17 protein-coding genes are annotated in these 22,303 nt (G+C 61.6%); 3 read left to right on the top strand and 14 right to left on the bottom strand.

Features of this window, described 5'->3' with window-relative positions; genetic code table 11:
• Positions 1-61: 61 nt before the first annotated feature.
• Both BLP76_RS10080 and BLP76_RS10075 read right to left on the bottom strand, forming a co-directional pair.
• On the bottom strand, positions 62-622 hold the full coding sequence (locus BLP76_RS10080; RefSeq protein WP_092812240.1) for a DUF2269 family protein: 561 nt from the start codon (positions 620-622) through the stop codon (positions 62-64).
• Between the two features lie 168 nt (positions 623-790).
• The gene (locus BLP76_RS10075) at positions 791-2,080 is read right to left on the bottom strand and encodes an alanine/glycine:cation symporter family protein (RefSeq protein WP_244514534.1); all 1,290 of its coding nucleotides are present in this window, start codon (positions 2,078-2,080) and stop codon (positions 791-793) included.
• A 447-nt stretch (positions 2,081-2,527) separates the two neighbouring features.
• Here BLP76_RS10075 and BLP76_RS10070 point away from each other — a divergent pair, with 447 nt between their 5' ends.
• Complete coding sequence (locus BLP76_RS10070; protein ID WP_170130542.1) at positions 2,528-3,706, top strand: sensor histidine kinase; 1,179 nt, start codon at positions 2,528-2,530, stop codon at positions 3,704-3,706.
• On the opposite strand, the gene BLP76_RS10065 is transcribed toward BLP76_RS10070, so the two are convergent.
• Positions 3,681-4,652 (bottom strand): NAD-dependent epimerase/dehydratase family protein, encoded by a 972-nt coding sequence (locus tag BLP76_RS10065; RefSeq protein ID WP_092812234.1) that lies wholly within the window; start codon positions 4,650-4,652, stop codon positions 3,681-3,683. The two genes, BLP76_RS10070 and BLP76_RS10065, sit on opposite strands and share 26 nt — an antisense overlap.
• 255 nt (positions 4,653-4,907) lie before the next feature.
• Here BLP76_RS10065 and BLP76_RS10060 point away from each other — a divergent pair, with 255 nt between their 5' ends.
• Complete coding sequence (locus tag BLP76_RS10060) at positions 4,908-6,599, top strand: HAD-IIB family hydrolase (RefSeq protein WP_092812232.1); 1,692 nt, start codon at positions 4,908-4,910, stop codon at positions 6,597-6,599.
• A 68-nt stretch (positions 6,600-6,667) separates the two neighbouring features.
• On the opposite strand, the gene BLP76_RS10055 is transcribed toward BLP76_RS10060, so the two are convergent.
• The 7 genes from BLP76_RS10055 to BLP76_RS10020 form a co-directional block, all read right to left on the bottom strand.
• The gene (locus tag BLP76_RS10055) at positions 6,668-7,615 is read right to left on the bottom strand and encodes an ABC transporter substrate-binding protein (RefSeq protein WP_170130543.1); all 948 of its coding nucleotides are present in this window, start codon (positions 7,613-7,615) and stop codon (positions 6,668-6,670) included.
• A gap of 55 nt (positions 7,616-7,670) precedes the next feature.
• Complete coding sequence (locus tag BLP76_RS19210) at positions 7,671-10,280, bottom strand: betaine/proline/choline family ABC transporter ATP-binding protein (protein ID WP_200170511.1); 2,610 nt, start codon at positions 10,278-10,280, stop codon at positions 7,671-7,673.
• A 103-nt stretch (positions 10,281-10,383) separates the two neighbouring features.
• Positions 10,384-11,559: an alpha/beta hydrolase gene (locus tag BLP76_RS10040; RefSeq protein WP_092812230.1), complete on the bottom strand. Its 1,176-nt coding sequence runs from the start codon at positions 11,557-11,559 to the stop codon at positions 10,384-10,386.
• A gap of 126 nt (positions 11,560-11,685) precedes the next feature.
• Complete coding sequence (locus BLP76_RS10035) at positions 11,686-12,417, bottom strand: TetR/AcrR family transcriptional regulator (protein ID WP_170130544.1); 732 nt, start codon at positions 12,415-12,417, stop codon at positions 11,686-11,688.
• A 20-nt stretch (positions 12,418-12,437) separates the two neighbouring features.
• Complete coding sequence (locus BLP76_RS10030; RefSeq protein WP_092812226.1) at positions 12,438-13,964, bottom strand: efflux transporter outer membrane subunit; 1,527 nt, start codon at positions 13,962-13,964, stop codon at positions 12,438-12,440.
• Positions 13,965-13,973: 9 nt separating this feature from the next.
• Positions 13,974-15,545, bottom strand: coding sequence for a DHA2 family efflux MFS transporter permease subunit (locus BLP76_RS10025; protein ID WP_244514533.1), 1,572 nt, complete (start codon positions 15,543-15,545; stop codon positions 13,974-13,976).
• On the bottom strand, positions 15,542-16,759 hold the full coding sequence (locus BLP76_RS10020; protein WP_092812761.1) for an HlyD family secretion protein: 1,218 nt from the start codon (positions 16,757-16,759) through the stop codon (positions 15,542-15,544). Before BLP76_RS10020 ends, BLP76_RS10025 begins: the two co-directional genes overlap by 4 nt.
• Before the next feature lie 251 nt (positions 16,760-17,010).
• Here BLP76_RS10020 and BLP76_RS10015 point away from each other — a divergent pair, with 251 nt between their 5' ends.
• Positions 17,011-17,508: an Hsp20/alpha crystallin family protein gene (locus tag BLP76_RS10015; RefSeq protein WP_092812222.1), complete on the top strand. Its 498-nt coding sequence runs from the start codon at positions 17,011-17,013 to the stop codon at positions 17,506-17,508.
• Positions 17,509-17,605: 97 nt separating this feature from the next.
• Here BLP76_RS10015 and BLP76_RS10010 read toward each other — a convergent pair whose 3' ends face one another.
• The 4 genes from BLP76_RS10010 to BLP76_RS09995 form a co-directional block, all read right to left on the bottom strand.
• Positions 17,606-18,457, bottom strand: a complete 852-nt coding sequence (locus BLP76_RS10010) for an ABC transporter permease (protein ID WP_092812220.1) — start codon at positions 18,455-18,457, stop codon at positions 17,606-17,608.
• 8 nt (positions 18,458-18,465) lie between these two features.
• Positions 18,466-19,752 (bottom strand): ABC transporter permease, encoded by a 1,287-nt coding sequence (locus tag BLP76_RS10005; RefSeq protein WP_092812218.1) that lies wholly within the window; start codon positions 19,750-19,752, stop codon positions 18,466-18,468.
• A 67-nt stretch (positions 19,753-19,819) separates the two neighbouring features.
• Positions 19,820-20,914: an extracellular solute-binding protein gene (locus BLP76_RS10000; protein WP_092812216.1), complete on the bottom strand. Its 1,095-nt coding sequence runs from the start codon at positions 20,912-20,914 to the stop codon at positions 19,820-19,822.
• A gap of 101 nt (positions 20,915-21,015) precedes the next feature.
• Positions 21,016-22,131, bottom strand: coding sequence for an ABC transporter ATP-binding protein (locus tag BLP76_RS09995; RefSeq protein WP_092812214.1), 1,116 nt, complete (start codon positions 22,129-22,131; stop codon positions 21,016-21,018).
• Positions 22,132-22,303: the final 172 nt, after the last annotated feature.

Raw genomic sequence — 22,303 nt, 5'->3', positions numbered from 1 at the left:
TCGCGGCTGGCGTTCGTTTCGCACCGGGCTTCGCCCCGACCGCAGGCTGTCCTCAGCAGATCTATGCCGCCGGCAGGCTGTGCTCGCTCTCCGCGACAGGATCCTTGCCAACAGGTCTGGTCACCTGCGGCTTCTCTCCCGGCCGGGCCCATTTCGGGCGCAGATGCTTGGGGCGCCAGATACCGAGAATGACGTTCGCGACCGACAGCGCCATGACCACGATGAGGGCGCCCCATTCATGCCCGATCGCCTGTTGCAGCACATCGGCCGCGGGTTCGCCATTTGCGACCCGGCGCGAGACCGCAGCCACATAATCCGCCTTGCCCCCCACGACGGTCAGCACGCCTTTGAACATGAGGATGCCCATGGCGAGCTTGAGCAAGGCCCAGCCTTTATCCTGGTAAGGCCGATGGACCGCCATTGAGAGGAGGCCGGAAACGATGGCAACGCCCATCGAGGGGATGAGGACGTAATCGGCGATGGCTGCAATCGCCTGACGCATGTCGGCGTAATTGGCCGGCGTTTCCTGGGGCGCGAAGATGAGCAGGATCATGTAACAGGCGATCCCGCCGATCAGGCCGCAAGAGGCCAATGTGTGCAGGACTTTGAGGAATTTGCGCATGCGCGAATTCTATATGGCTCGCGCCGGCAATGGCAACCACAGGTCATCGCCCGGGGGCCAGGGGCATTAAGGGACAGGCAGTGACACGAATACCATCCAACGAAAAAGGCCGGCTGCAGAACCTGCAGCCGGCCTTCCGCTTGGAAAGTATCGGAGCGTCGCTGACGCTCAGCTTTGCCCGTTCTTGAAGTAGGCCCGGCTGATGGCGAAGACCGTGCCACTGAGCGCAATCAGCGCGATGAGGTTCGGGATTGCCATCAACGCATTCATGATATCGGCCACGGTCCAGATGAGACCGAGGTCGGCGACAGCCCCGACGATGAGCGCGGCCACCCAGAGAAGGCGGAACGGCAGGATGATCTTCGAACCGAAGATGAACTCTGCGGCCCTTTCGCCATAATAGCTCCAGCCGAGAATGGTCGTGAAAGCGAAGACCACGAGCCCAAAGGTGACGATCCAGCTGCCGCCGGGCATTCCCGTGTCGAACGCAAGCGCAGAAAGTTCAGCGCCCGTCTCTCCGCTCGTCCAAGCGCCGGTGGTGATGATGACGAGGGCCGTCATCGTGCAAACCACGATCGTGTCGATGAATGTGCCGAGCATCGCGATGCTGCCCTGACGCACGGGATCGCTCGTCTTCGCCGCGGCGTGCGCGATCGGCGCACTACCAAGACCCGCCTCGTTGGAGAAGACGCCACGCGCAACGCCGAAGCGGATCGCGGCCAGCACACCTGCCCCGGCAAAGCCCCCGGCAGCGGCCGTCCCGCTGAACGCATCGGAGAAGATCGTACCAAGCGCTGCCGGCACGTCGGCGATGTTGAGTGCCAGAATGACGAGTGCACCACCGACATAGAGGACCGCCATCAGCGGCACGAGATGCTCGGCCACACTGCCGATGCGCTTCACGCCGCCAATGATGACGAGGAACGTCAGAACGGCAAGGACGACGCCCGTCGCCACGTAGGGAACGCCGATCGTGCTCTCAAGCGCACGCGCCACGGAATTCGACTGCACCGTATTGCCGATACCGAAGGCGGCAATGGTCGCAAAAAGCGCGAAGAGCCAGCCAAGCCAGGCGAAGCGCGGACCAAGCCCGTTGCGGATGTAGTACATCGGTCCGCCGACATAGCGGCCGTTCTCGTCGCTCTCGCGATAGCGGACGGCCAGCACCGCCTCGGCATATTTGGTCGCCATGCCGACGAGGGCCGTCAGCCACATCCAGAAGACAGCACCCGGGCCGCCGAGGAAGATGGCGGTCGCAACACCTGCGATATTCCCTGTACCGATCGTTGCGGAAAGTGCCGTGGTCAGCGCCTGAAACGGCGTGATCTCGCCTTCGTCACCATGTTGAGCCTTGCGCCCGCCAAGCGCGAGCCGGAAGCCGTAACCGAGCTTTCTTTGCGGCAGAAAGCCGAGGCCAAGCGTGAGGTAGAGGCCCGTTCCCAAAAGCAGGACGAGCATGACTGGGCCCCAGACAAAAGAGCTCACACTCGCCAAAAAAGACGACAAATCTTCCATCGTGTATGTTTATCCCGCTGACTTGCAGATGTCTCCTCAACCACCCCAAGCGGCCCCAATCGTCAGACAGCTTCTCTCGGACTGTTGTTCTATTGAGCTCGCAAAGGATGATCTCCCAGGAGCGGTATAGGTCAGGGCGACATGGTGGGGGCAAGCCTTCCGGCGAAATTGTCGCAGGCAAGATTACGGCAGACGAGAACATCCTCTTTCTGTCGCCGTCCAGTCATGGAGGGCTCCACCCATGGAAGAAACGGCTTGGATGAGCCCTCGTCACATCATTTGCTCCCTTATCAAATTGTCGAACGCGGTGCGTGCCCGCGGCTTGACCTCAGAGAATGAACGCCGCTTATGGTGACCTTTAGGTATTTCGTCCTGTGGGAGGCGCAGAAGATGCGGGCAGACGGCGGCCCATCGGCGCAGCAGCCGACGCTTTCGGATATCACGATCACATCTGAACTATGGCGGCGCAGCGAGCCCGGGGCGAGCAACCTCGATGAGACCACAGCGATGCGCCGGATTGCCGATATCGTGGGCGCGGCTCCCGAAGAAGTGTTTCGAGTTTGTGCTGAGGTGGTGCGAGATCTCTGCGACGCTGGCAGCAGCGGCATCACTCTCTGCAAAGCCGACGACGAAGCACCGACATGCTCCTGGGTTGGGCTTGCTGGAAAACTCACCGAAGCCCCTCCCCCCGACCTGCCGCTTGCAGTCTCCCCGTGCAAGAGCTGCGTGGAAAATCGCCACCCTCTTCTGCTGCGCCAGCCTCACCGGGTCTTTCCGGACCTCGCAACCAAAGTGCCTTTCTGGGAAACGCTGATCGTACCCTTCGGATATGACCGAAAGGCGCTGGAGGGCGCAATCTGGGCGATCGCTCATGACGGGGAAACGCGCTTTACCGCAGAACATGCCAAAATCCTTGAGCGCGTCGCGATCTTTACCGCCACAACGCTGCATCTTCACAAGGGCACGCGGCAGGCGGACGCTCAGCGTCAGGAACTCGAACTGAACTACCGTGAGCTCGAGCATCGCACCAAGAACATCCTCGCGATCACGGTTGGTCTCCTGCGCCATCAGATGAGGGAAATGACCGAACCGGCAGCGCAAGAAGCCATCGAGACGGCGAGCGCACGCGTGGCCGCCCTGGGCAATCTGCACGGGCTGGAGAAGGACGGCGCTTCTGACAGGCTCGATACCGTCATTGCCTCTGTCTGCCGCACTCTCGTCGATCCGGACCCGCGGTTTCAGCTGGATCTCGATCTCGATCCCACCGTCATAAAGCCGCAGAGGGCCGCCACCGCTGCCCTCGTCGTCAGCGAGCTGGTGATCAATGCACTGAAGCACGGCCTCGCCCGGCGTAAGACAGGCACGATTGCGGTTCGACTGAAGGAGGCGGGCGACAACTGTCTGCAGCTTTCCGTTTCCGACGATGGCGCGCCGCTCAACCGAGACCCCGACCAGAAGGAAGGCGGCGCCGGTCTGAACTTACTGGTTCAGCTTGCCAATCAGATCGGAGGAAGCATGAGCGTCGACGAGGAGCCGAAGCGCTTTACGCTAACGTTTCCGGCGCAATAGCGTTGTTATCGGTGCGATCGGTTTCACCGCTTGCACGCGCAAGGCCTGCGAGCCCCTCAACGCTTGCAATACGGGGACGCCAGCCGAGTCGCTTCAGCCGACGGCAATCGACCACGAGGTCGCCGGAAAGCCGCTCTAGGATCTCTGCCCGTCCGGCGAGCCGCGCCCCGGCCGCGAAAAGGAATTCAGGAAACGGCCAAAGCCGCGGCGGCCGCCCGAGGCCTGAGCGCATCGCCCGGAGCATTTCGGGAAGCGTCAACGGCGTGTCGTCGGCAACGAGATAGGCCCCCGACAAAGGCTCAGGATAGGAGAGACTGCATCGCACGGCTTCCGCCAAATTCTCTACGGCAAGCAACGAGCGTCGCGCTTTGAGGCCCGCAAACGGCAGGGGATAAGGGCTCTTCGCGAGACGCAGCAGCGTTGCCATATTTCCCTTCACCCCGGGGCCATAGACCAAAACGGGACGGAGGCTGACGAAATCGATACCGAGCCCGGCAAGTCCCTCTTCGGCCGCACGTTTGGAGCGCCCGTAAGCATCCGTCGGTTCGGGCAGTCGGCTTTCGTCGAGAACGCCTTTGGTTGATGGGCCGCTCTGAGCCCGCACCGATGACAGAAACACGAAGCGTTTCGCCCCTGCCCGCGCCCCGGCTTCCGCCAGTCTCAAGGTCGCGTCCGTGTTGATGGTGCGATAATCGACCTCCGGCAATCCGGACGCCGCATGCGCGAGACCCGCGGAGTGAACGATCGCATCGACGCCTTCGAGTGCGCGTGACAGATTCGCGGGCTGCGCAAGATCACCGATCAAGGCGGAATCGGCCGTCAGCACCTGATCGATGGGACGACGCAAGAGCACGCGCACACGAAACCCATGCGCACGAAGATCCGCAAGAAGGTGACGGCCGATAAAGCCGGAGGCACCGGTCAAAGCTATGAGCGGAGCTTGCATCTCCGTCCTCCTCAACACCCATCTCATGAGATCCCGGTCGAGCCAACGGACGAAGGGCCCGACCGAAACGGCCATAGCACGAAGTCGACAGGCGGACGAAAGGCCATCGTGGATCAAATCCGTGCCGACCAGAATGGCTGCGGCGGGCTTCTCCGAGACAACGCGCGGTCTGGTGAAATCCGGTCCGGGGCTTATGATGCGGCATCGGCATTGGTACGTTGAGACAAGCGATGCCGACAGGCAGGGAGACCGTGCATGCACTTCCTCGCCCTTGCGACCGATTATGACGGTACGCTCGCCCATGACGGTTTCGTCGCTCCCGAGACGTGCGAGGCGCTGCGGCGGCTCAAGGAGAGCGGGCGCCGCATCATCCTGGTGACCGGGCGCGAGCTCCAACCGCTCAAAGCCGCGTTTGCCGAATTCGCACTCTTCGATCTGATCGTCGCCGAAAACGGCGCGGTTCTCTACGATCCCGGAGAAGGAACGGAGACAACGCTCGCAGCGCCGCCCCCGCACGCTCTCATCGAGAGGCTGCTCGAGCGGAAGGTTGGGCCGCTTTCGATCGGCCGCGCGGTCCTCGCCACCTGGGAGCCCCACGAACGAGAGGTTCTTGCGGCCATCCACGAGCTGGGCCTGGAACTCCAAATCACCTTCAACAAAGGTGCGGTGATGGTGTTGCCGCCCGGCGTGAACAAAGCTTCGGGGCTCAAAGCCGCCCTCCGACATCTCGATATCTCAGCGCCGAATGTGGTCGCGGTGGGCGATGCGGAAAACGATCACGCCTTTCTTGGCGCCTGCGGCTGTTCGGCCGCGGTGGCAAATGCCTTGCCAGCCCTTCGGAACGCGGCAGATATTCGCCTGATGCGCGACCACGGCGCAGGGGTGGTTGAGCTCATCGACGCACTCCTTCGCGAAGATGCACATATCCTGCCGCTCGCCCGCCGTGGCCTGAGAATTGGGAGCGACGAGGATGGCAATGACATATACCTCGAGCCCGACACGCGGGTCCTGATCGGCGGAGATTCAGGCATCGGCAAGTCACGCTTCGCGAAGCTCTTGACCGAACGGATGGTGGACAGAGGCCTGGAGTTCTGTGTCATCGATCCTGAGGGTGATTACGAGGACCTGGCCCACGCCGTCCAAATCGGCAGTCGCGCAGAACCGCCTTCGCCTGGAGAGGCGCTGCGCCTCTTGCATGCGGCCGACCTCAACGTCGTCGTGAACGCAGTCGCTCTGTCGTTGGCCGAACGCAGGCAGCTTTTTGCGGATTTGCTGCCGTCGATCACGCAGCTGCGCAATCGGACGGGACGTCCGCATTGGGTGATCATCGACGAGGCCCATCACATCCTGCCGGCGGGACATGAGAATGTGCACAAGCTACCGGAGAGTATTCCCGCGATTGTCATGATCACGGTCAGCCCGCGTTCGCTCGCGCGCCAGGCGGTGGCGACGGCGGAAACGATCCTCGCCTTCGGCAAGTCCGCTCCCGAAGTGATCGAGATCACGGCCTCGATCCAAGGCCACGACGTCTCCCCTCCCGGGGCCTGCGCCGAAAACGAAGCGCTCGGTTGGTTCGTCGGAGAGCCCACACCATGGCGGATAAAAACCGATCTACCGCAGCAACTCCATCACCGCCATTCCGGAAAATACGCGGTCGGCGATGTCGGTCCGGAACACAGTTTCTATTTTCGTGGACCGACGGGCAGCGTCTTCCTGTCCGCCCGCAATCTGTCGAACTTCCTGGAGCTCGCTTATCAGGTCGACGACGAAACCTGGGAACACCATTTGCGGGCGGGCGATTATTCGGCGTGGTTCCGAGACGTCATCAAGGACGAGGCCTTGGCGCGAGAATGCGAGGCCATTGCGTTCGATCGCGCGCTTTCTCCTCAGGAGAGCCGCCAGCGCGTTCGAGATGCTGTCAGGCAGCGATACGTCGCCACCATGTAAGGCGAGCCTGCAGAAAGGGCTGCCGCACCCGAAAGCGCGGCGGCCCATCATTCATCTACCGCCGCGCCTTAGAGGCCCAGCCATTTGTCCACGACGTCGGGATGGTCGGCGATCCACTCCTGAGCGAGTTCGTCCTCGTCCCGCCCCTTCACCGCGATCTGGTACGTCCAGTCGGCGACCATGTCGCTGGTGGGTTTGTAGTTCTCAAACAGCGTGATCAGCTCGGGAGCGCGCTCTTCGAGCGATTTCGAATAGGCGAGATGGATCTCGGCCGGCTTCCAGGCCGTCGAGACGCTCGATTTCTCGTACCATTGCGGATCTTCGTCCGGCTGGATCATGTTCCATTTCGCATCGTCATGCGCCGGCTCGTCGAGCATCACGAGGTCGTACTGCGCGAAAATGTGGTGTGGCGTGTAGCAGTAGAAGACGTAAGGCTCGCCCTTCTTGTCCTTCTCCCCGATACGCGCATAGGCGAGAGCTTCATCGATCGTCTCAGGCTCATAGAGATCGGCGAGCCCATAGCCCCGCATCTTGACCTTCTCTGTGTTCGCGGAGGCCCAGCCGGTCGCGCCCACCCAGAACTCGCCCTTGCCGTCCCCGTTTGAATCGAACTGCTTTGCAATCTCTGGATCAGCAAGATCGGTGATGGACGAAAGGCCGAGTTTTTCGGCCGTCGCCTTCGTCACGCAGTCGCCCTGCTCACCCTCGAACATGGTATCGCCCAGGACGACGTTATCCTTGTACTCGTCGACGATGCCCTGAATGTTCGGCAGCCAGACCTCCGGATGCACATCCATATCGCCCTTGCCGGACGCCATGGCCGCGAAGATGACGGGGTTCGTGCCGGGCGTCAGCGTGACATTGGCGCCGAACTCCCGCTCCGCGAGGTTCTTCAGGACTGCGGCGCCGGCCTTTGCCGACGGCCAGCTCGGCACGCCGATGGTGATATCGGCGGCCTGCGCACTGCTGCCGATCAGCAAGGCTGCTGCAGCTGCGGAATAGACAAGCGACTTCATACTGTGTCCTCTCATAGGTTGGTGTTTTGGGGCCGCGCCGATGCGCGGCAGGCCTTCAGGCCGACTTTGCGGGCGCGCGTCCGGCGACGATCCGATCAAGCGCCATCGCACAGAAAAGAATCGCGAGCCCCGCGAGCATGCCCTGCCCTTCGGCCGCATATTGCAGAGCTTCGAGAACGTCCTCGCCGAGACCCTTCGCGCCAATGAGCGAGGCGATGACCACCATCGACAGACACATCAGGATGGTCTGGTTGATGCCCGTCTTGATGGACGGCATGGCGAGCGGCAGCTCGACCTTCCAAAGCCGGAAAGTCCGTGTCGCGCCGAAAGCGGATGCCGCCTCGGTGACGTCGTAGGGCACGCCTTTCATGCCGAGCGCGGTTAGCCGGATGACAGGCGGCATGCCGAAGACGAGTGTCGCCAGAATGCCGGGAGGTTTGCCGGTTCCGAAGAATGCGATCACCGGGATCAGATAGACAAAGGCCGGCATCGTCTGCATGAAATCGAGCACCGGCCTCGCGGCCGCGTAGGCACGGTCCGACTTTGCAAACCAAATGCCGAGCGGCACGCCGATGACGACGCAGATCACTGCCGCAGCTCCGAGCAGCGCCACGGTCGCCATGGATTTTTCCCAGAAACCGAAGAGTGCGAGATAGGCGAGCGCCACAGCCGTGAAGATCGCCACCCGCGCGCCGGCGAGAAGCCAGGCGATGGCGCAAATCGCCACCATGACCACAGGCCAGGGCGTCGCCACCAGCATCAGTTCAAGGGTATCGAGGAGCGCACGCACGACCGCCGTCACGGAATCGAAGAAACCCTCCCCCGCGATCGCGAGCCAATCGAAAGCGTGATCGATCCAACGTGCTGCGCTCGCGCGGATCGCGTTGTCAGCGGGAAAAGTCGTCAGCCATGCCGGCGGTTCGGCAGCCGAAAACCGATAGATCGTGACGGGATAGATGAAGGCGACCAGCAGGGTCGCGATCGCCGCCCCCACCCAAGAGAGGCCTGAGCGGATCGAGCGGTCCGAACGCCAATGGGTGAAGCGCCATTCGAGCGCGCGATCTGCGGTCAGAGCTTCGATGAGTTTGACGACAACAAAGATGCCGAGACCGATCAACGCGACCTGTGTGGACTGCGCCGAGAGAGCATCCGCTTCTGTCTGAGCCGAGGCCGCAATATCACGCAGCCTGTCCGCGCTGGCAGCGAGGCGAGCGGCATTGTCCGCACCCGAAGCGGCCGCGTCTGCCGCACGCTCCGCCCGCGCATCGGCGCGCGCGAGAAGCGAGGCTGCACGGGCCGCCGCCTCACTGCCGAGATCGCCAAGAAAGCCGCGGCCGATTTGCACAAGGCCGATCAATTCCAAGATGACGAAGGCCCAAAAGACCGACCAGAGCGATCGTGCACCCGCCCAGATCGGACCAAAAACGACGGCGCCGAGATTGATGACGCCCCATCGCCCCTCCCCGATCCGGCGGAATGCGGGAATGTAATGGCCAGCCCCGCGACCGACGAACTCGGCGATGAGCGCGTTCTGTTCCTTGCGGGAGGTCGCCGCCCCCACCTCGAAGGCAGCGGCCGATTGGGTTTCGACCTCGACGGGTTGCTCCTTGCCGCCCTGGACGCCGCGCAGGAGGTCCGTCTGCGTGACAAGGCCGACCTCCGCGCCGCTTTCGTCGACGATAACGATGTCTTCTCTCTGTGAGAGCACGAGATCGACAAGGCTATCGAGATCGGCACCGACCGGAGCGCGCGGAGCAGAGGTTAAATCCATGCCCGTCTCGCCGGGCGTCGGCAACGGCCGCATGATCTTCGCCGCATGGACCAGCTTCAGCCGCGAGATGCCGGAGACGAAATCGGCCACATAATCGTCGGCCGGATCGGTCACGATCTCCTCGGGCGTCCCGGTCTGCACGATGCGGCCATCTTTCATGATGGCGATGCGATCGCCGATGCGGATCGCCTCGTCGAGATCGTGGGTGATGAAGACCGTCGTCTTGTGCAGCTCTTTCGACAGAGCCATGAACTCTGCCTGCAATTGGCGGCGGATCAAAGGGTCGAGCGCCGAAAACGGCTCGTCCATGAGAAGAATGTCGGGATCTGCCGCAAGAGCGCGCGCGAGACCGACACGCTGCTGCATGCCGCCTGAAAGTTCATGGGCGAAACTGTCGCCCCAGTCGCCAAGATCCACGAGGTCGAGGCAGCGTTCGGCCTGATCGAAACGATCGAGCTTGGGAACGCTCTGGACCTCGAGCGGCAGCCCGACATTGTCGCGGACAGTGCGGTGCGGCAGGAGGCCGAAATTCTGGAAGACCATGCCGATTGTCTGGGCTCGCAGACGGCGCAGCGCGTCGTCGCCCATGGCCATCACATCCTGGCCCTCGACCTCGATCCGACCCGACGTCGGTTCGAGAAGGCGGTTGATGTGGCGCACGAGAGTAGACTTACCTGAGCCGGATAAGCCCATCACGCAGAAGATCTCGCCGCGCGCGACCTCTATGCTCGCATCGGCGACGCCGACGATGCAGTTGAAGCGAGATTGGACCTCGGCTTTATCGAGCTGCTCTGTTTCAATCGCCGCAAGGGCCTCTTCTGAGCGTTCGCCAAAAATCTTCCAGACATTCGACAAAACGATCGCAGGGTCGGTCGTGCCCCCCGGCATTGACATGGGCGCTCCTTTGTTTGGTGTGGCGCCATCCTCATGATCGAAGCCAGGATGTCAACGTAAACGGGTGCCGGAACACGAAGGCAGCCACAAGATGGCGGCGCGCTCATTGGGAAAGCACGTCGCTCGCAATCCTGAACGGGCTCGCCACGGTGTTGCCGACGGCGTCGAAAACGAAGGCGCCAGCTTTGCCCAGCTGCCCGAAACCTTGCCGCCCGGTCGAACCCAGCCGCGCCGCAAGCGTCACGAACTGGTCGTGTCCGAGAAAATCCGTTTTCGGAAGCTGCGAGATATCGATGATCCGCAGATTGTATTGCACCGCAAGCTGTTGGATCTCGGGGTCATCGACGTCCACCCCGCCGAGCCTCGGCCGCCCGCCGCCCACACGCCTGGAAATCGCGAGAGCCCGGTCCTGCTTCGAGACGAGGATGGTCATAGGGGGATGATTGCGGCCGATGACCGCGATCTGGGTTCTGAAAACGTCGATATCGATATCCGGAGACGCAAGGATCACCTCCTCGATCCCGGAGATCACGTCGCCCTGACCAGAAAGGCGCAATTGCCGCAGCACTTCCATCACAAGCCAGCCACCCATGCTGTGGCCGAAGAGCGTGATATCTCCGACATCGCGATCTTTCGCGAGATGCGTCAAAACACCGGCCAGATAATCGCGTGAATAGGTCACAGCGTCCTTGTCTGCGACATATCCGGTGACGGCAGCTTCCGACGGCCAGGCAAACAAAACCGGCACGTCGTTAGGATCGGAATCGACCGTGATCTGGGCGAGGCGAAAAAGCGATTCGGCAAAGCTCGTGTTGTAGCCGTGGACGAAAATGCCGACATCGTCTCGCCCGGGCGACAGCTCGCCCCGTCCGTTCCGCGCTGTGATCTGACGATAGAACTCGGCTTCCGTCAGCCGCTCTTCCTTGACGGTTGCAAAGCTGCGCTTTGGATCAGCCTTGCCGTCCGGCCACTCGATTTCCGTCGGCTTATGCCCGGGTGGAACCGAGACCGTGTAACGGGCGAAATTGAGTTCAGCAGCCGGCTCGGAGGTATAGAGGACGCTCTGCGGCCCCTTCCGCTCCCGCGTCGTGGCCGCATAGATGGTCACGAGCTGGGCACCCGGCACGGTCGCCTGAACGGGTGTCAGAGCCGCTTCATCGGGCAGCCCGGCGCAGGCCCCCAACAAGGAGACCACGCAGAAGACCAGAAATGCCGATAACCCTCCGGGAATGAGCAGGACGCTACGCCCCTCCTCGTTCCTCCTGCCCCAATGCCGCATGCTCTCTTCCGGAATAAATGAAACGCGCCAGGTGCTTTTAGCGTCTAGGCCTAGCCTCCGCTATGACCTCAAGGCAACACTCTGGCGATGCGATCTTGCGCCAGCATTATAGAGAAAAGCGCGATTTTACACAGATCCGGACAACCCCCGGCTTCCTTTCAGGAAGAGCTGCACCGATCGGGACACATCCCTGCGCATCTCTTCCGTCACTTCAGCCGGCTGAAGGCCGAGCGTCGCGCGGCGGAAATACGGCTCCACCATCATCCCGAAGAAGCGTGTGGCCAGCCATTCGCAATCTTCGAACGGCTCATTGTAGCGAACACTCGCCTGCTGCAGAACATCGGCAACGAAAAGGCGAAACTGCGTCCAGGCCTGCTCGTTGACCGTCCGCGCCAGCTCCGGAAAGTTCTCCCCTTCGCAGGCCATCAGACGATGAAGACGGATGACCTCCGGCGTCATCGCCCCTTCCAGGAGCCGCTCGCCAGCGCTGATCAGCGTTTCTTCGAGCCCGTCATCGCGCCGGATCGTCAATTGCATTTCCGTCAGGCGCTCGCGCAGGAATTTCAGGATGACGGCCTCAAACAACGCGTCCTTGGAGGCGAAACGTGCATAAAGCGTGCGTTTGGAACTGCCCGCGCGCGCAGCGACAGCATCCATGTTGGTTTCGGCGAAGCCACGTTCCAGAAAGAGCTCGGTTGCGACGGCCACAATCCGCTCGGTCACGAGGCCGCTCGTACCCTTGCGCGGCCGACCCCGACGGGCAACAGCGCCAGCCTCCGCAAGTGCGCTCTCGCCACAGCCAACCACGACGCAGCAATTGCGCCCGCCTTCCTCGGAGTGATCTTGCTTCGGCGTCATGATCGGTTCTGCATGTTGTTTCAATTGGCCTTGGCGACAGTGGCTGCTGCCGGTTGCCGCGATGTCGCGGGTTTCCATCCAAGCCCCAAGCTCTTCTCTAACGCAATGAACGCATTGGTTAGTTCCGCCTCGGCCTGAGCGAGGCTCTGTTCCGTCTGCAAGCGCTGGCGCTCGATATCGAGCGTATCGATCAGGCTGAGCGCGCCCGCCTCGTTCATATCGCGGGTGAGAGCCGCCGCCCGCGCCGCCGATGCGCTCGCCCGCGCCAGATAGGCAACGTTCTCCTTCCGCTTGCGGAATTGTGTGAGCGAGGATTCCGCATCCTGGAGAGCTGCAAGCACACTTTGCCGGTATTCGGCGAGCGCCGCCTCTGTCGCAGCTTCGGATTGTTGGACCTTGGCGTCGATCCGTCCGAAACTCAGGAGATTCCACTGAAGCGTGGGCCCCCCAAGGAGACTGAGGGAGGCGGTATCAGCGAGATCACCAGGCTGAGTTCCCCCTGCGACGGCAAGTCCGATGAGTTTGATTCGCGGGAAATACTGCGCCACGGCCTCGCCGATCGCAGCATTGGCCGAGGCGAGCTGTCGCTCCGCCTGCCGAACATCGGGCCTTCTTCGGAGCATAGATTCCGGATTGCCGACGGGCACGGACTTTGGCGGGGACGGAATCGGTCTGGGCTTCGACAGCCTTGCATCGAGCGCACCCGGCTCCAGTCCGCACAGGACCGCAAGCTGCCCAAGCGCCTCCTCCACCTGCGCTTCAAGCAGGGGAATATCGGCCTGCGTGCTCGTGAGCTGCGTTTCGAGACGCGCCAGATCGAGCTTCGCAGACGTTCCCTGTTCCACCTGCTGCCGGGTCAGGTCGAACGTCTTTTGCTGCAACGACACCGAATGGCGAACGATACCAAGCTGTCTCTGTGCGGCGCGAAGACCGACATAGGCCCGCGCCACCTCGGCCGATAGCTGAACATAAGCGTCGGCAAGTGCAGCTTCCGCGGCTTGAGCTCTGGCCGTGGAGCGCTCCACGGCGCGTCTCCGGCCGCCGAAAATATCGACCTCCCAGGACGCATCGAAAGCTGCGTTGTAGAGCCCCGTGCTCACATGTTCGGGAACGGCCGGCGCTGCGGCAGCGGCCTCCGGGCCGAGCGTGGCCGCTGCTGCAGCGAGTTTGTTGTTGAGACCGTCAGTGTCGCCGAGCCCCAATCGAACCCCGCTTGCGGCTCCAAGGCCAGCGGCCGTGGGCATGAGATTGGCACGGGCACCGGTCACGCCCGCCCGTTCCTGCTTCAGCCGCGCGATTGCAAGGTCCACATTTGGGCTCTTCGACAGAGCGAGCACGATCAGCGCGTCGAGCTGTTTGTCCGACAAGCTCTCCCACCAGGCGGCCGCAGGATAATAGGCCGGTGTCGTTTGGTCCGCATGCCGGAAGGCGCCGGCCAGACGCGCAAGCGGGGCCGCATCCGGCGGCCCCTGATAATCCGGGCCGACCATGCATCCGGACAAGACCAGCGTGCAGGCCAAAGGTGTGAACAGGCGCCAATGCGACATGACGGCCCCTTAATGCATCGCCATGCCCTGCCCGCGCGGCAAAGGCCGCAGGAGCAGAACGAGCGGGATGGAAACGAGAAGGATGATACCGAAGACGAAAAAGAGGTCGTTGTAGATCATCACGACGGCCTGCTGGCGGATCGTCCCGAAGAGCATCTTCAAGGCCTGCAGTCGCTGGTAGGGGTCATTGCCGCCGAGTTCCTGCAGACGCTCTTGGACCTGAACCGAATTGGCATTGACGGTCTCGCTGATCCGCTCGACGTGGAACGTGACGCGTCGGTCCTGAAGCGTGGAGATGAGGGCAAGCCCGAAAGAGCCGCCCAGGTTTCGTGCCGCATTGAAGAGCCCGGACGCGTCGTCTGCCTTTTCGCGCACCACCGAACTCGTCGCCGCCTGATTGAGAAAGAGCAGCGCAAATCCCTGACCGACGCCGCGAAGCAGCTGCGAGAAGTAGAAATCGCCGCCGTCGGACTGGGCCGTCATCGCGGTGTCGGCGAAACAGCTCAGAGCGTAGATGAAAAGTCCGATCGCGATCGCCAGACGGAGGTCGATCGTACGCACAAGGAAAGGAAAGAAAGGCATGATCATCAGGGTCGGAATGCCGCTGATGAGCACGATGAGACCCGACTGATAGGCGTTATAGTCGGGGATCTGCGCCAAAAACTGCGGGATGAGATAGAGGATGCCATAAAGCGCGGCACCCGTGACGAGGCTCATCAGAAAAACGCTGCCGAAGCTCCGCTCAAATAGGATCGACAGGTCGATGACGGGCTCGGCCGCCCTCCTCTGCCCGACGATGAGCAGGACAAGCCCGAGAAATGACGCGAGGCTGAGACCCACGATCAGCTCGGACTGAAACCAGAGTTCGCGCTGTCCTTCCTCCAAAACCGTCGTCAGGCAGCCGAGAAAGAGCGCCAGTCCGAGGATCCCGAACCAATCGGCCTTGAAGAACGCCCGAAGATGCGCCTTCGCCGGCGGCATGCCCACGACAAGCAGAAGGACGAGCCCGATCCCGACCGGAAGGTTGAGGAAGAAGGCATAGTGCCAGCTGACATGCTCGGTCAGATAGCCGCCGATGAGCGGTCCGAGGATCGGCCCGAGCACAATCGTCAGACCAAAGAGTGCAATCCCGATCGGCTGCTTGTCCGATGGCAGCCGCGTCGAAACGATGGTGAGCGCCGTCGGTATCATCGCGCCGCCGGTAAACCCCTGCCCGACGCGGCCGATGATCATCATCGTCAGCGACGAAGAGAGACCACAGAGAACAGAGAACACGACGAAAAAGACCGTCATGAGCAGAAGGAATGTGCGTAGCGTCAGGACACGCACGAACCAGCCCGTCAGAGGGATCATGACGATCTCGGCGACGAGATAGGCGGTGGAGATCCAGGTGCCTTCGGTACCGCTTGCACCGATCTCGCCCTGAATCACCGGCAACGCCGCGTTGACGATGGAGATATCGAGCGTTGCCATCAACGCACCGATCGTGCCGGCAGCAACGGCCAGCCAGGCAGCGGCATCGGCTCGCGGCTCGCTTGAGGCGGGTGCGCCCGCGTCCGCTGTGGCCTCCGCCGAGCTCACTGTGCCGCCTCTTCCGAGCGCCGCCCCTCTTCCTGCAACTCTTCGTATTCGTCGCGAGCGCCGCGCGTATCGACTTCGACCGTGACCGAGAGGCCGGGAACGAGAACCTTACTCGCTGCAGGTCCTGGATCGACCGCGATGCGAACCGGCACACGCTGCACGATCTTGGTGAAATTCCCGGTGGCATTTTCCGGCGGGATCAGCGCAAATTGTGCGCCGGTCGCCGGCGAAAAACTCTCCACATGGCCGTGCAGCTTTTCGGCGGTCAGTGCGTCGACCTTCACCGTCGCGGGCTGGCCGACACGCATCAACTCGATCTGCGTCTCTTTGAAATTCGCTTCCAGATAAAGCTGATCCACCGGCACGATCGTCATCAGCCGCGTGCCAGGCTGGACGAGCTGCCCGACATTGACCGTCTTGTCGCCGACACGTCCGGAGATCGGGCTCTTGATCAGCGTATTCGCAAGCTGATTGTTGGCATCCGTCAGCTGAGCCTGAGCCTGGTGCACGGCGGCCCGCGCCTGGAGAATCTGAGCGTCGGCCGTATTGGTCGCTTCATGCGCAGAGGCAAGAGAGGCGGAAGCGACCTTCACCTGCGCTTCGGCCTGGTCGCGCTGGTTGATAAGCTGCGACAACCGTTCTTCCGGCTGCGCCCCGGTCTTCACGAGAGGTGCATAGCGCTCCACCTGGCTTTGCGCAAAAGCCTCGTTCACCTCCGCCTGGGCGAGCTGGGCTTCCGCCTGCTGGACGGCCACCCTGGATCGTCCCGCTTCGGCTTTCGCCTTCGCAAGATCTGCCCGAGCCGCCTGCAGGCCGGCAGCGGCGCGTGCTACGCCGGCACGGTAATCCTCGTCATTGATCTTCACGAGCACATCGCCAGCCTCGACACCGGCATTGGCCTTGACCATGACGTCTTCGACATAGCCGCCGACCTTCGGCGAGATCGTGACCTGATCGGCCTGCAAATAGGCGTCGTTGGTGCTCTCGATGAAGCGCCCGACCGTCCAGTAGTGCCAGAGCCACCAGCCGCCCCCCACAAGCAACGCGATCCCAGCAACCACCAGGAAAACCCGTGCCCAAGGCTTCTTCAGCGGCGATCCTCCGTCATCTTCATCCGAAGAATGCGATGTCTCTGACCGTTCCTTCTCTTCGCTGTCCTCAGGATCCGCTTCAGACCGTTCGCCATCGTCAGCGTTGGACGCTTGCTCGCTCATCAATACACCGAAAAAGAAAGGTACCTCCGGGTGCATTTATCTGTGCGTGTAAATGGAGACAAGCCCGCTCTCCGCAACTCACCCGAAAGACCCAGTCAATAGGATCGACGAGGCCCATGGAGAGACCCAACGGAGTTCATCAGAAGGCTTGAACGTCGGGATTCGCAACGCCAAATAAAGCGCGTGATAACGTGGCCGACACTGGTCACCCAGTTGTCCGGCGTCGGCCTTTTTTATCAGGAGGTGACGTCATGGATTTCAGATCGATGATTCCATTTGGTCGCCAGACCGCGCTGACCCGCGGGCCTGAGACCGATCCTTTCCTCGCGATGCGGCGCGAAATGGACCGCATCTTCGACGACTTCACGCGCGACTGGAGCGCTCCGGCCAATCCGGCTTCGGGCGGCTTCCTGTCGCCGAAAGTGGACGTCGCCGAAACCGAGGCTGGGCTTGAGCTGACCGCCGAACTTCCAGGCATCGACGAGAAGGATATCGAACTCGACCTCACCGAGGGCGTGCTGACGCTGAAGGCGGAAAACAAGGTCGAGCGAGAGGAAAAAGACGAGAAGAAACAATTTCATCTCGTTGAGCGCTCCTACGGCACGTTCATGCGCCGTTTCGCTCTTCCCTTCGAGCCGAAGGCCGACGAAGTGACGGCGAGCTTCGACAAAGGCGTTCTCAAAGTGATGGTTCCCCGCGCCAAGGAGCTGGAGGCCAAGGGGCGCAAGATCTCGGTCAACGGCCACTGAGAGAGGTTGCCCGGCAGCAGAAGAACGATTGCTGACGGCACACATCTGCGGAGGCGCTTCGGCGCCTCCTTTTTTGTGACCGGTTCGGACGGCCTGACTAGCCGGGGCTCATGCCACGCTGGCGTTCGGAACGGCGGCGCAGCAATTCCATCGACGAGAGAAGCAGGATCGAGATCGCGACCAGGATGGTCGCGAGCGCCAGGATCGTCGGCGAAATCTCTTCTCTGAGCCCGGAGAACATCCGCACGGTCATCGTCACCTGCTCAGGGCCGGCCAGGAACAGGACAACCACGACCTCATCGAGTGACGTGATGAAGGCGAAGAGCGCGCCGGCAACGACACCCGGAAGAAGCAGCGGCAGGATGACTTTGAAGAAGGTCGTGACCTGGTTGGCTCCAAGGCTCTGCGCCGCTCGGATGAGTTGCTGGTCGAAGCCTGAGAGTGACGCCGTCACGGTGATCACGACGAAAGGCGTGCCGAGAACCACATGCGCCATGATGATCGAGAAATACGAATTGGCGAGATCGAGCCGGGCATAGAAGGAAAACAGCGCCGCCGCCGTGATGATCAGCGGCACGATCATCGGCGAGATCAAAACGGCCGTGATGAAGCCCTTGGCGGGCATGTTCGGACGCGAAAGGCCGAGCGCAGCGAGCGTGCCGAGAGTTGTCGAGATGATCGTCGCCGATATCGCGATGAAGAAGGAATTGCCGATGGCGCGCATCCACTCACGGCTGGAGAGAAGCTCCTCGTACCAGCGCAGCGAATAGCCGTCCGGGTCGAAGGAGAGCATCTCCTTGGTGAAGGTGAAATAGGGCTGCGCGTTGAACGACAGCGGCACGATCACCACGATCGGCACGATCAGAAAGATGAAGATCGCCGCACAGATGACGCGGTAGCTGTAGTACCAGGTGCGCTCAAGCGGTCCGGCATAGGTAGGAAGGGCCATGGCTTACCTCACCCGAACTTCAGTCGGTCGACACCGACAAGCTTGTTGAAGAGCCAATAGAAGAAGAGAACCAGCACGAGGAGGATCGTCGCAAGCGCTGAGGCCAGCTTCAGTTGCGCGCTCGTTCCCTGCATATTGGAGGCGATCAAATTCGAGATGAAGATACCGCTTTCGCCGCCGACGAGCGCCGGGGTGATGTAGTAGCCGATCGCCAGGATGAAGACGAGGAGGACGCCCGCCGCAAGCCCGGGAATGGTGAGCGGCATGTAGACCTTCACGAAGGCGGTAAACTGATTGGCGCCAAGCGAGCGCGCCGCTCGCATGTAGGACGGCGGGATCGTCTTCATCACCGAATAGAGCGGCAGGATCATGAACGGCAGCAGGATATGCGTCATCGCAATGATCGTACCCAACTGGTTATAGATCATGCGGATGCGGCCGTTGTCGTTGATGATTCCGGCCCATACGAGCAGGTCGTTGACCACCCCCTCCTGCTGTAGGAGCACCATCCAGGCCGAAGTGCGCACGAGAAGCGATGTCCAGAACGGCAACAGCACCAGGATCATCAACAGGTTCGATGTCCTGAGCGGCAGCGTCGCCAAAAGATGTGCGACAGGATATCCTAGAAGCAGGCAAGCGCCGGTGATGACGATGCTCATCCAGGCGGTGCGGATGAAGAGCAGCCGATAAACCTGATAAATCTCCGGCCGCTCCACGATGTCGCCACGCGGCGTGTATTCGAAATCGAGCGCCAGAAGATAATAGGCCGGTGTGATGAGGCGCGTCTCACGCTTGAGGAGGCGCCAGAGTTCGAGATCGGACCAGTCCTCGTCTTCCTCCAGGAAGGCCTCGCGGTAGGGTGGCTGCATCTCGTCGACATGACGCGCCGTCCCCATCACCAGGCTGCGAGCACCCGGAATTTCGCGATTGATCCGCCCTGCGGCGCGTCCGATCGTACGGTTTTCGAGACCGACTTCCATATCGGCCGCCATGGCCGCGAAAACCTTTTCGGGCGGCAGCTCTTCCCCGTCCCAGTCACCGATTGCCGCGGAGGTTTCGGGCAGATAATTGGCCACTTCGGGGTTGTAGACTGAGCGCACGATCATACCGACGATCGGGATCGTGAAGGTGATGAAGAGGAAGGCAAGGAGCGGAACGACCAGATAGAAGGCCCGCCGCTTGGCCCGCCGTTGCGACTTTCTCAACGAGATTTTGAGCGGCGTCCCGTCGACGGTCGTCAACGCTCCGCTTTCGTCTCGCTCCGGCACGTAGCCGTCTGCCGCTATATCCGCCATGTCCTGCGCTCCACCTTCATGCCCGGCGCGGTGCAACCGCGCCGGACGTTTTACCGACCAGGTTCGCTTACTGAGCGAGCCAGGCGTTGAAGCGCTCTTCGAGCTGGTCGCCGTAATCGGCCCAGAACGAGGTGTCGAACTGCACCGCCGTCTCGAAGTTTTCGGGCGTCGTCGGCATATGCGGCTTCATGTCGATGTCGGTGCCCTCCATCTTCCCGACAAGAGGCACAGACGACTTACGCGCCGGCGCGTAAGCGATGTATTTCGCCTGATCCGCAAGCCGCTGCGTATCGGTGGCGAAATAGAGATAGTCCTTGATCAGCTTCAGATCGTCTTCGCTCTGATCGACGGGAACGACCCAACCGTCGACCTCGAACATCTGGTGGTCCCACATGATCTTGAAGGGCTGGTCTTCGTTCACCTGCGCATTGAAGATGCGGCCGTTATAGGCGGTGGCGATGACGGCTTCCTGGTCGGCAAGCATCTGCGGCGGCTGCGCGCCTTCCGACCACCAGATCACATTGTCTTTGATCTCGTCGAGCTTGGCGAAGGCACGGTCCTGCCCTTCGCGCGTTGCGAGAACCTCGTAAACCTCGTCTGCAGGCACGCCGTCGGCGATGAGAGCCCACTCAAGGTTTTTCTGAGGAATTTTCTGTAATGATCTGGTTCCAGGGAATTTTTCGAGATCCCAAACATCCGCCACAGTTTTGGGGCCGCCATCCGGGAACGCTTCCTCGTTGTACGCGAACATGGTCGCGTAAAGGATCTGCGGAATGAAGCAATCGCCGAGCGTTCCGTCGATGAAGTCCTCTGTCGGTTTGGCTCCATCCGGGCCTGGGGCGAGCCACTCGTCGTGCGGGATCTCCATGATGAGACCCTCGTCGCAGGCGCGTTGCGCATCCGCCTGCAGCATATCGACAACGTCCCAGGTGACGTTCCCGGCCTCGACCTGCGAGCGGATGCCCGCAAGCGCATTTGCCGATTTGTCCTCACGCAGGATCTGCGTGCCGGTCTTCTCGCTATAGGGTTCGTGATAGGCCTTTTCCTGCGACATCGTATAGGCGCCGCCCCAGGATACGATCGTCAGGCTGTCACCTTCTGCGGCCAAGGCCATGCTCGGCACAATCGCCACTGCGGCCATAAGGGATAGGGTTCGCTTCATTCGGACTGACCTCCGTTGTTGTTGGTCCCCGTTTGGGAGCTTTTGCCGGCATTTTTCGTGTCCTGCCGGTCGGGAAATGGGCGCCAGATATGGGCGCTTTGTCAGGCGTCGAGTGCCCGACAATCTTCAATCGTCCAGCCGAGACGCGCGGCCTGGCCACGCTGAAGGCTCGGATGCCCGGCCGCATTCGGGATCTTGACGATGAAATCATCATGGCCTGCCACGGCAAGCCGGGTGCGGATGTGATCACCGAGATAGATCACTTCCTGCACAGTGCCTTCCAGGACGTTGGGAGTTGCCCCCTCATCCGGATTGATAAGCACGCGCTCGGGCCGCAGCGACAAGGTCGTGCGGTCCCCGCCATTCAGATTGACCGGAAGCGCGCGAATGTCCTCGCCCGTATCGAGCTTCACCCGCACTTCCTGATCGTTCACGCGCTCCACGATGCGCCCCAGGAAGCGATTGTTCTCGCCGATGAACTGAGCGACGAAGGCGTTGTCGGGCGCCTCGTAGAGAACTTCAGGCGTCGACAATTGCTGGATGATGCCGTCGTTGAAGACGGCGACGCGGTCCGACATGGTCAGAGCTTCCGTCTGATCATGCGTCACATAGACGACCGTCACCCCGAGATTGTCGTGGATGTGTTTGATCTCGAACTGCATCTGCTCGCGCAGCTGCTTGTCGAGAGCGCCGAGCGGCTCGTCCATCAGGACGAGATCCGGCTCGAACACGAGCGCACGCGCCACGGCCACACGCTGCTGCTGTCCGCCCGAAAGCTGCGCTGGCCGTCTGTCGCCGAATTGCGGCAGCTCCACCATTTCCAGCGCCCGCTTCACACGTTCTTCCGTGTCGCTCTTCGACAAGCCGCGGACCTTCAACGGAAATGCCAGATTCTCCGACACGGTCATGTGCGGAAAGAGCGCGTAATTCTGGAACACCATCCCGATGCCGCGTTTGTGCGGCGGCACGTTGTCGATGCGCTGATCGTGCAGATAGATCGCGCCATGGGTGGTGGATTCAAAACCTGCCAGCATCATCAGGCAGGTGGTTTTCCCGGACCCGGAAGGCCCAAGCATGGTCAGGAATTCGCCGCGCTCAATCTCGAGGTTCAGATTTTTGATGACGAGCGTTTCGCCATCATAGCTCTTCTGAACGTCCTCGAAGCGCACATAGGCGCGATCTTCGGCGCCTTTCGCGACGCCGTTCTCGTCCTGCATGAATGCCTTTCTGCCACACTGTCGATGGCTCCCGAGCGAAGCCTCGACGCTGCTGCTGTTCAACCCATTGTCTTTTTTTGGACGGCTTAAGCCGTCTTTTGTCCCTCACCGAGCGTCGCCGCCGCCGAAGGACTTCGTCTCTATTTCGTCACTTTTCCAAGAAATGGCCGCA

This window comes from Afifella marina DSM 2698, assembly GCF_900102695.1.
Classification (GTDB): Bacteria; Pseudomonadota; Alphaproteobacteria; order Rhizobiales; family Afifellaceae; genus Afifella; species Afifella marina.
Note: the sequence above shows the minus strand (reverse complement) of the source record. Positions and strands in the feature narration are given on the sequence as shown.

Bases quoted from the DNA above. Each gene is read 5' to 3' on its own strand.
- BLP76_RS10080 (WP_092812240.1), bottom strand. From the start codon at position 622: ATGCGCAAATTCCTCAAAGTCCTGCACACATTGGCCTCTTGCGGCCTG.
- BLP76_RS10075 (WP_244514534.1), bottom strand. From the start codon at position 2,080: ATGCTCGTCCTGCTTTTGGGAACGGGCCTCTACCTCACGCTTGGCCTC.
- BLP76_RS10070 (WP_170130542.1), top strand. From the start codon at position 2,528: ATGCGGGCAGACGGCGGCCCATCGGCGCAGCAGCCGACGCTTTCGGAT.
- BLP76_RS10065 (WP_092812234.1), bottom strand. From the start codon at position 4,652: ATGCAAGCTCCGCTCATAGCTTTGACCGGTGCCTCCGGCTTTATCGGC.
- BLP76_RS10060 (WP_092812232.1), top strand. From the start codon at position 4,908: ATGCACTTCCTCGCCCTTGCGACCGATTATGACGGTACGCTCGCCCAT.
- BLP76_RS10055 (WP_170130543.1), bottom strand. From the start codon at position 7,615: ATGAAGTCGCTTGTCTATTCCGCAGCTGCAGCAGCCTTGCTGATCGGC.
- BLP76_RS19210 (WP_200170511.1), bottom strand. From the start codon at position 10,280: ATGTCAATGCCGGGGGGCACGACCGACCCTGCGATCGTTTTGTCGAAT.
- BLP76_RS10040 (WP_092812230.1), bottom strand. From the start codon at position 11,559: ATGCGGCATTGGGGCAGGAGGAACGAGGAGGGGCGTAGCGTCCTGCTC.
- BLP76_RS10035 (WP_170130544.1), bottom strand. From the start codon at position 12,417: ATGACGCCGAAGCAAGATCACTCCGAGGAAGGCGGGCGCAATTGCTGC.
- BLP76_RS10030 (WP_092812226.1), bottom strand. From the start codon at position 13,964: ATGTCGCATTGGCGCCTGTTCACACCTTTGGCCTGCACGCTGGTCTTG.
- BLP76_RS10020 (WP_092812761.1), bottom strand. From the start codon at position 16,759: ATGAGCGAGCAAGCGTCCAACGCTGACGATGGCGAACGGTCTGAAGCG.
- BLP76_RS10015 (WP_092812222.1), top strand. From the start codon at position 17,011: ATGGATTTCAGATCGATGATTCCATTTGGTCGCCAGACCGCGCTGACC.
- BLP76_RS10010 (WP_092812220.1), bottom strand. From the start codon at position 18,457: ATGGCCCTTCCTACCTATGCCGGACCGCTTGAGCGCACCTGGTACTAC.
- BLP76_RS10005 (WP_092812218.1), bottom strand. From the start codon at position 19,752: ATGGCGGATATAGCGGCAGACGGCTACGTGCCGGAGCGAGACGAAAGC.
- BLP76_RS10000 (WP_092812216.1), bottom strand. From the start codon at position 20,914: ATGAAGCGAACCCTATCCCTTATGGCCGCAGTGGCGATTGTGCCGAGC.
- BLP76_RS09995 (WP_092812214.1), bottom strand. From the start codon at position 22,131: ATGCAGGACGAGAACGGCGTCGCGAAAGGCGCCGAAGATCGCGCCTAT.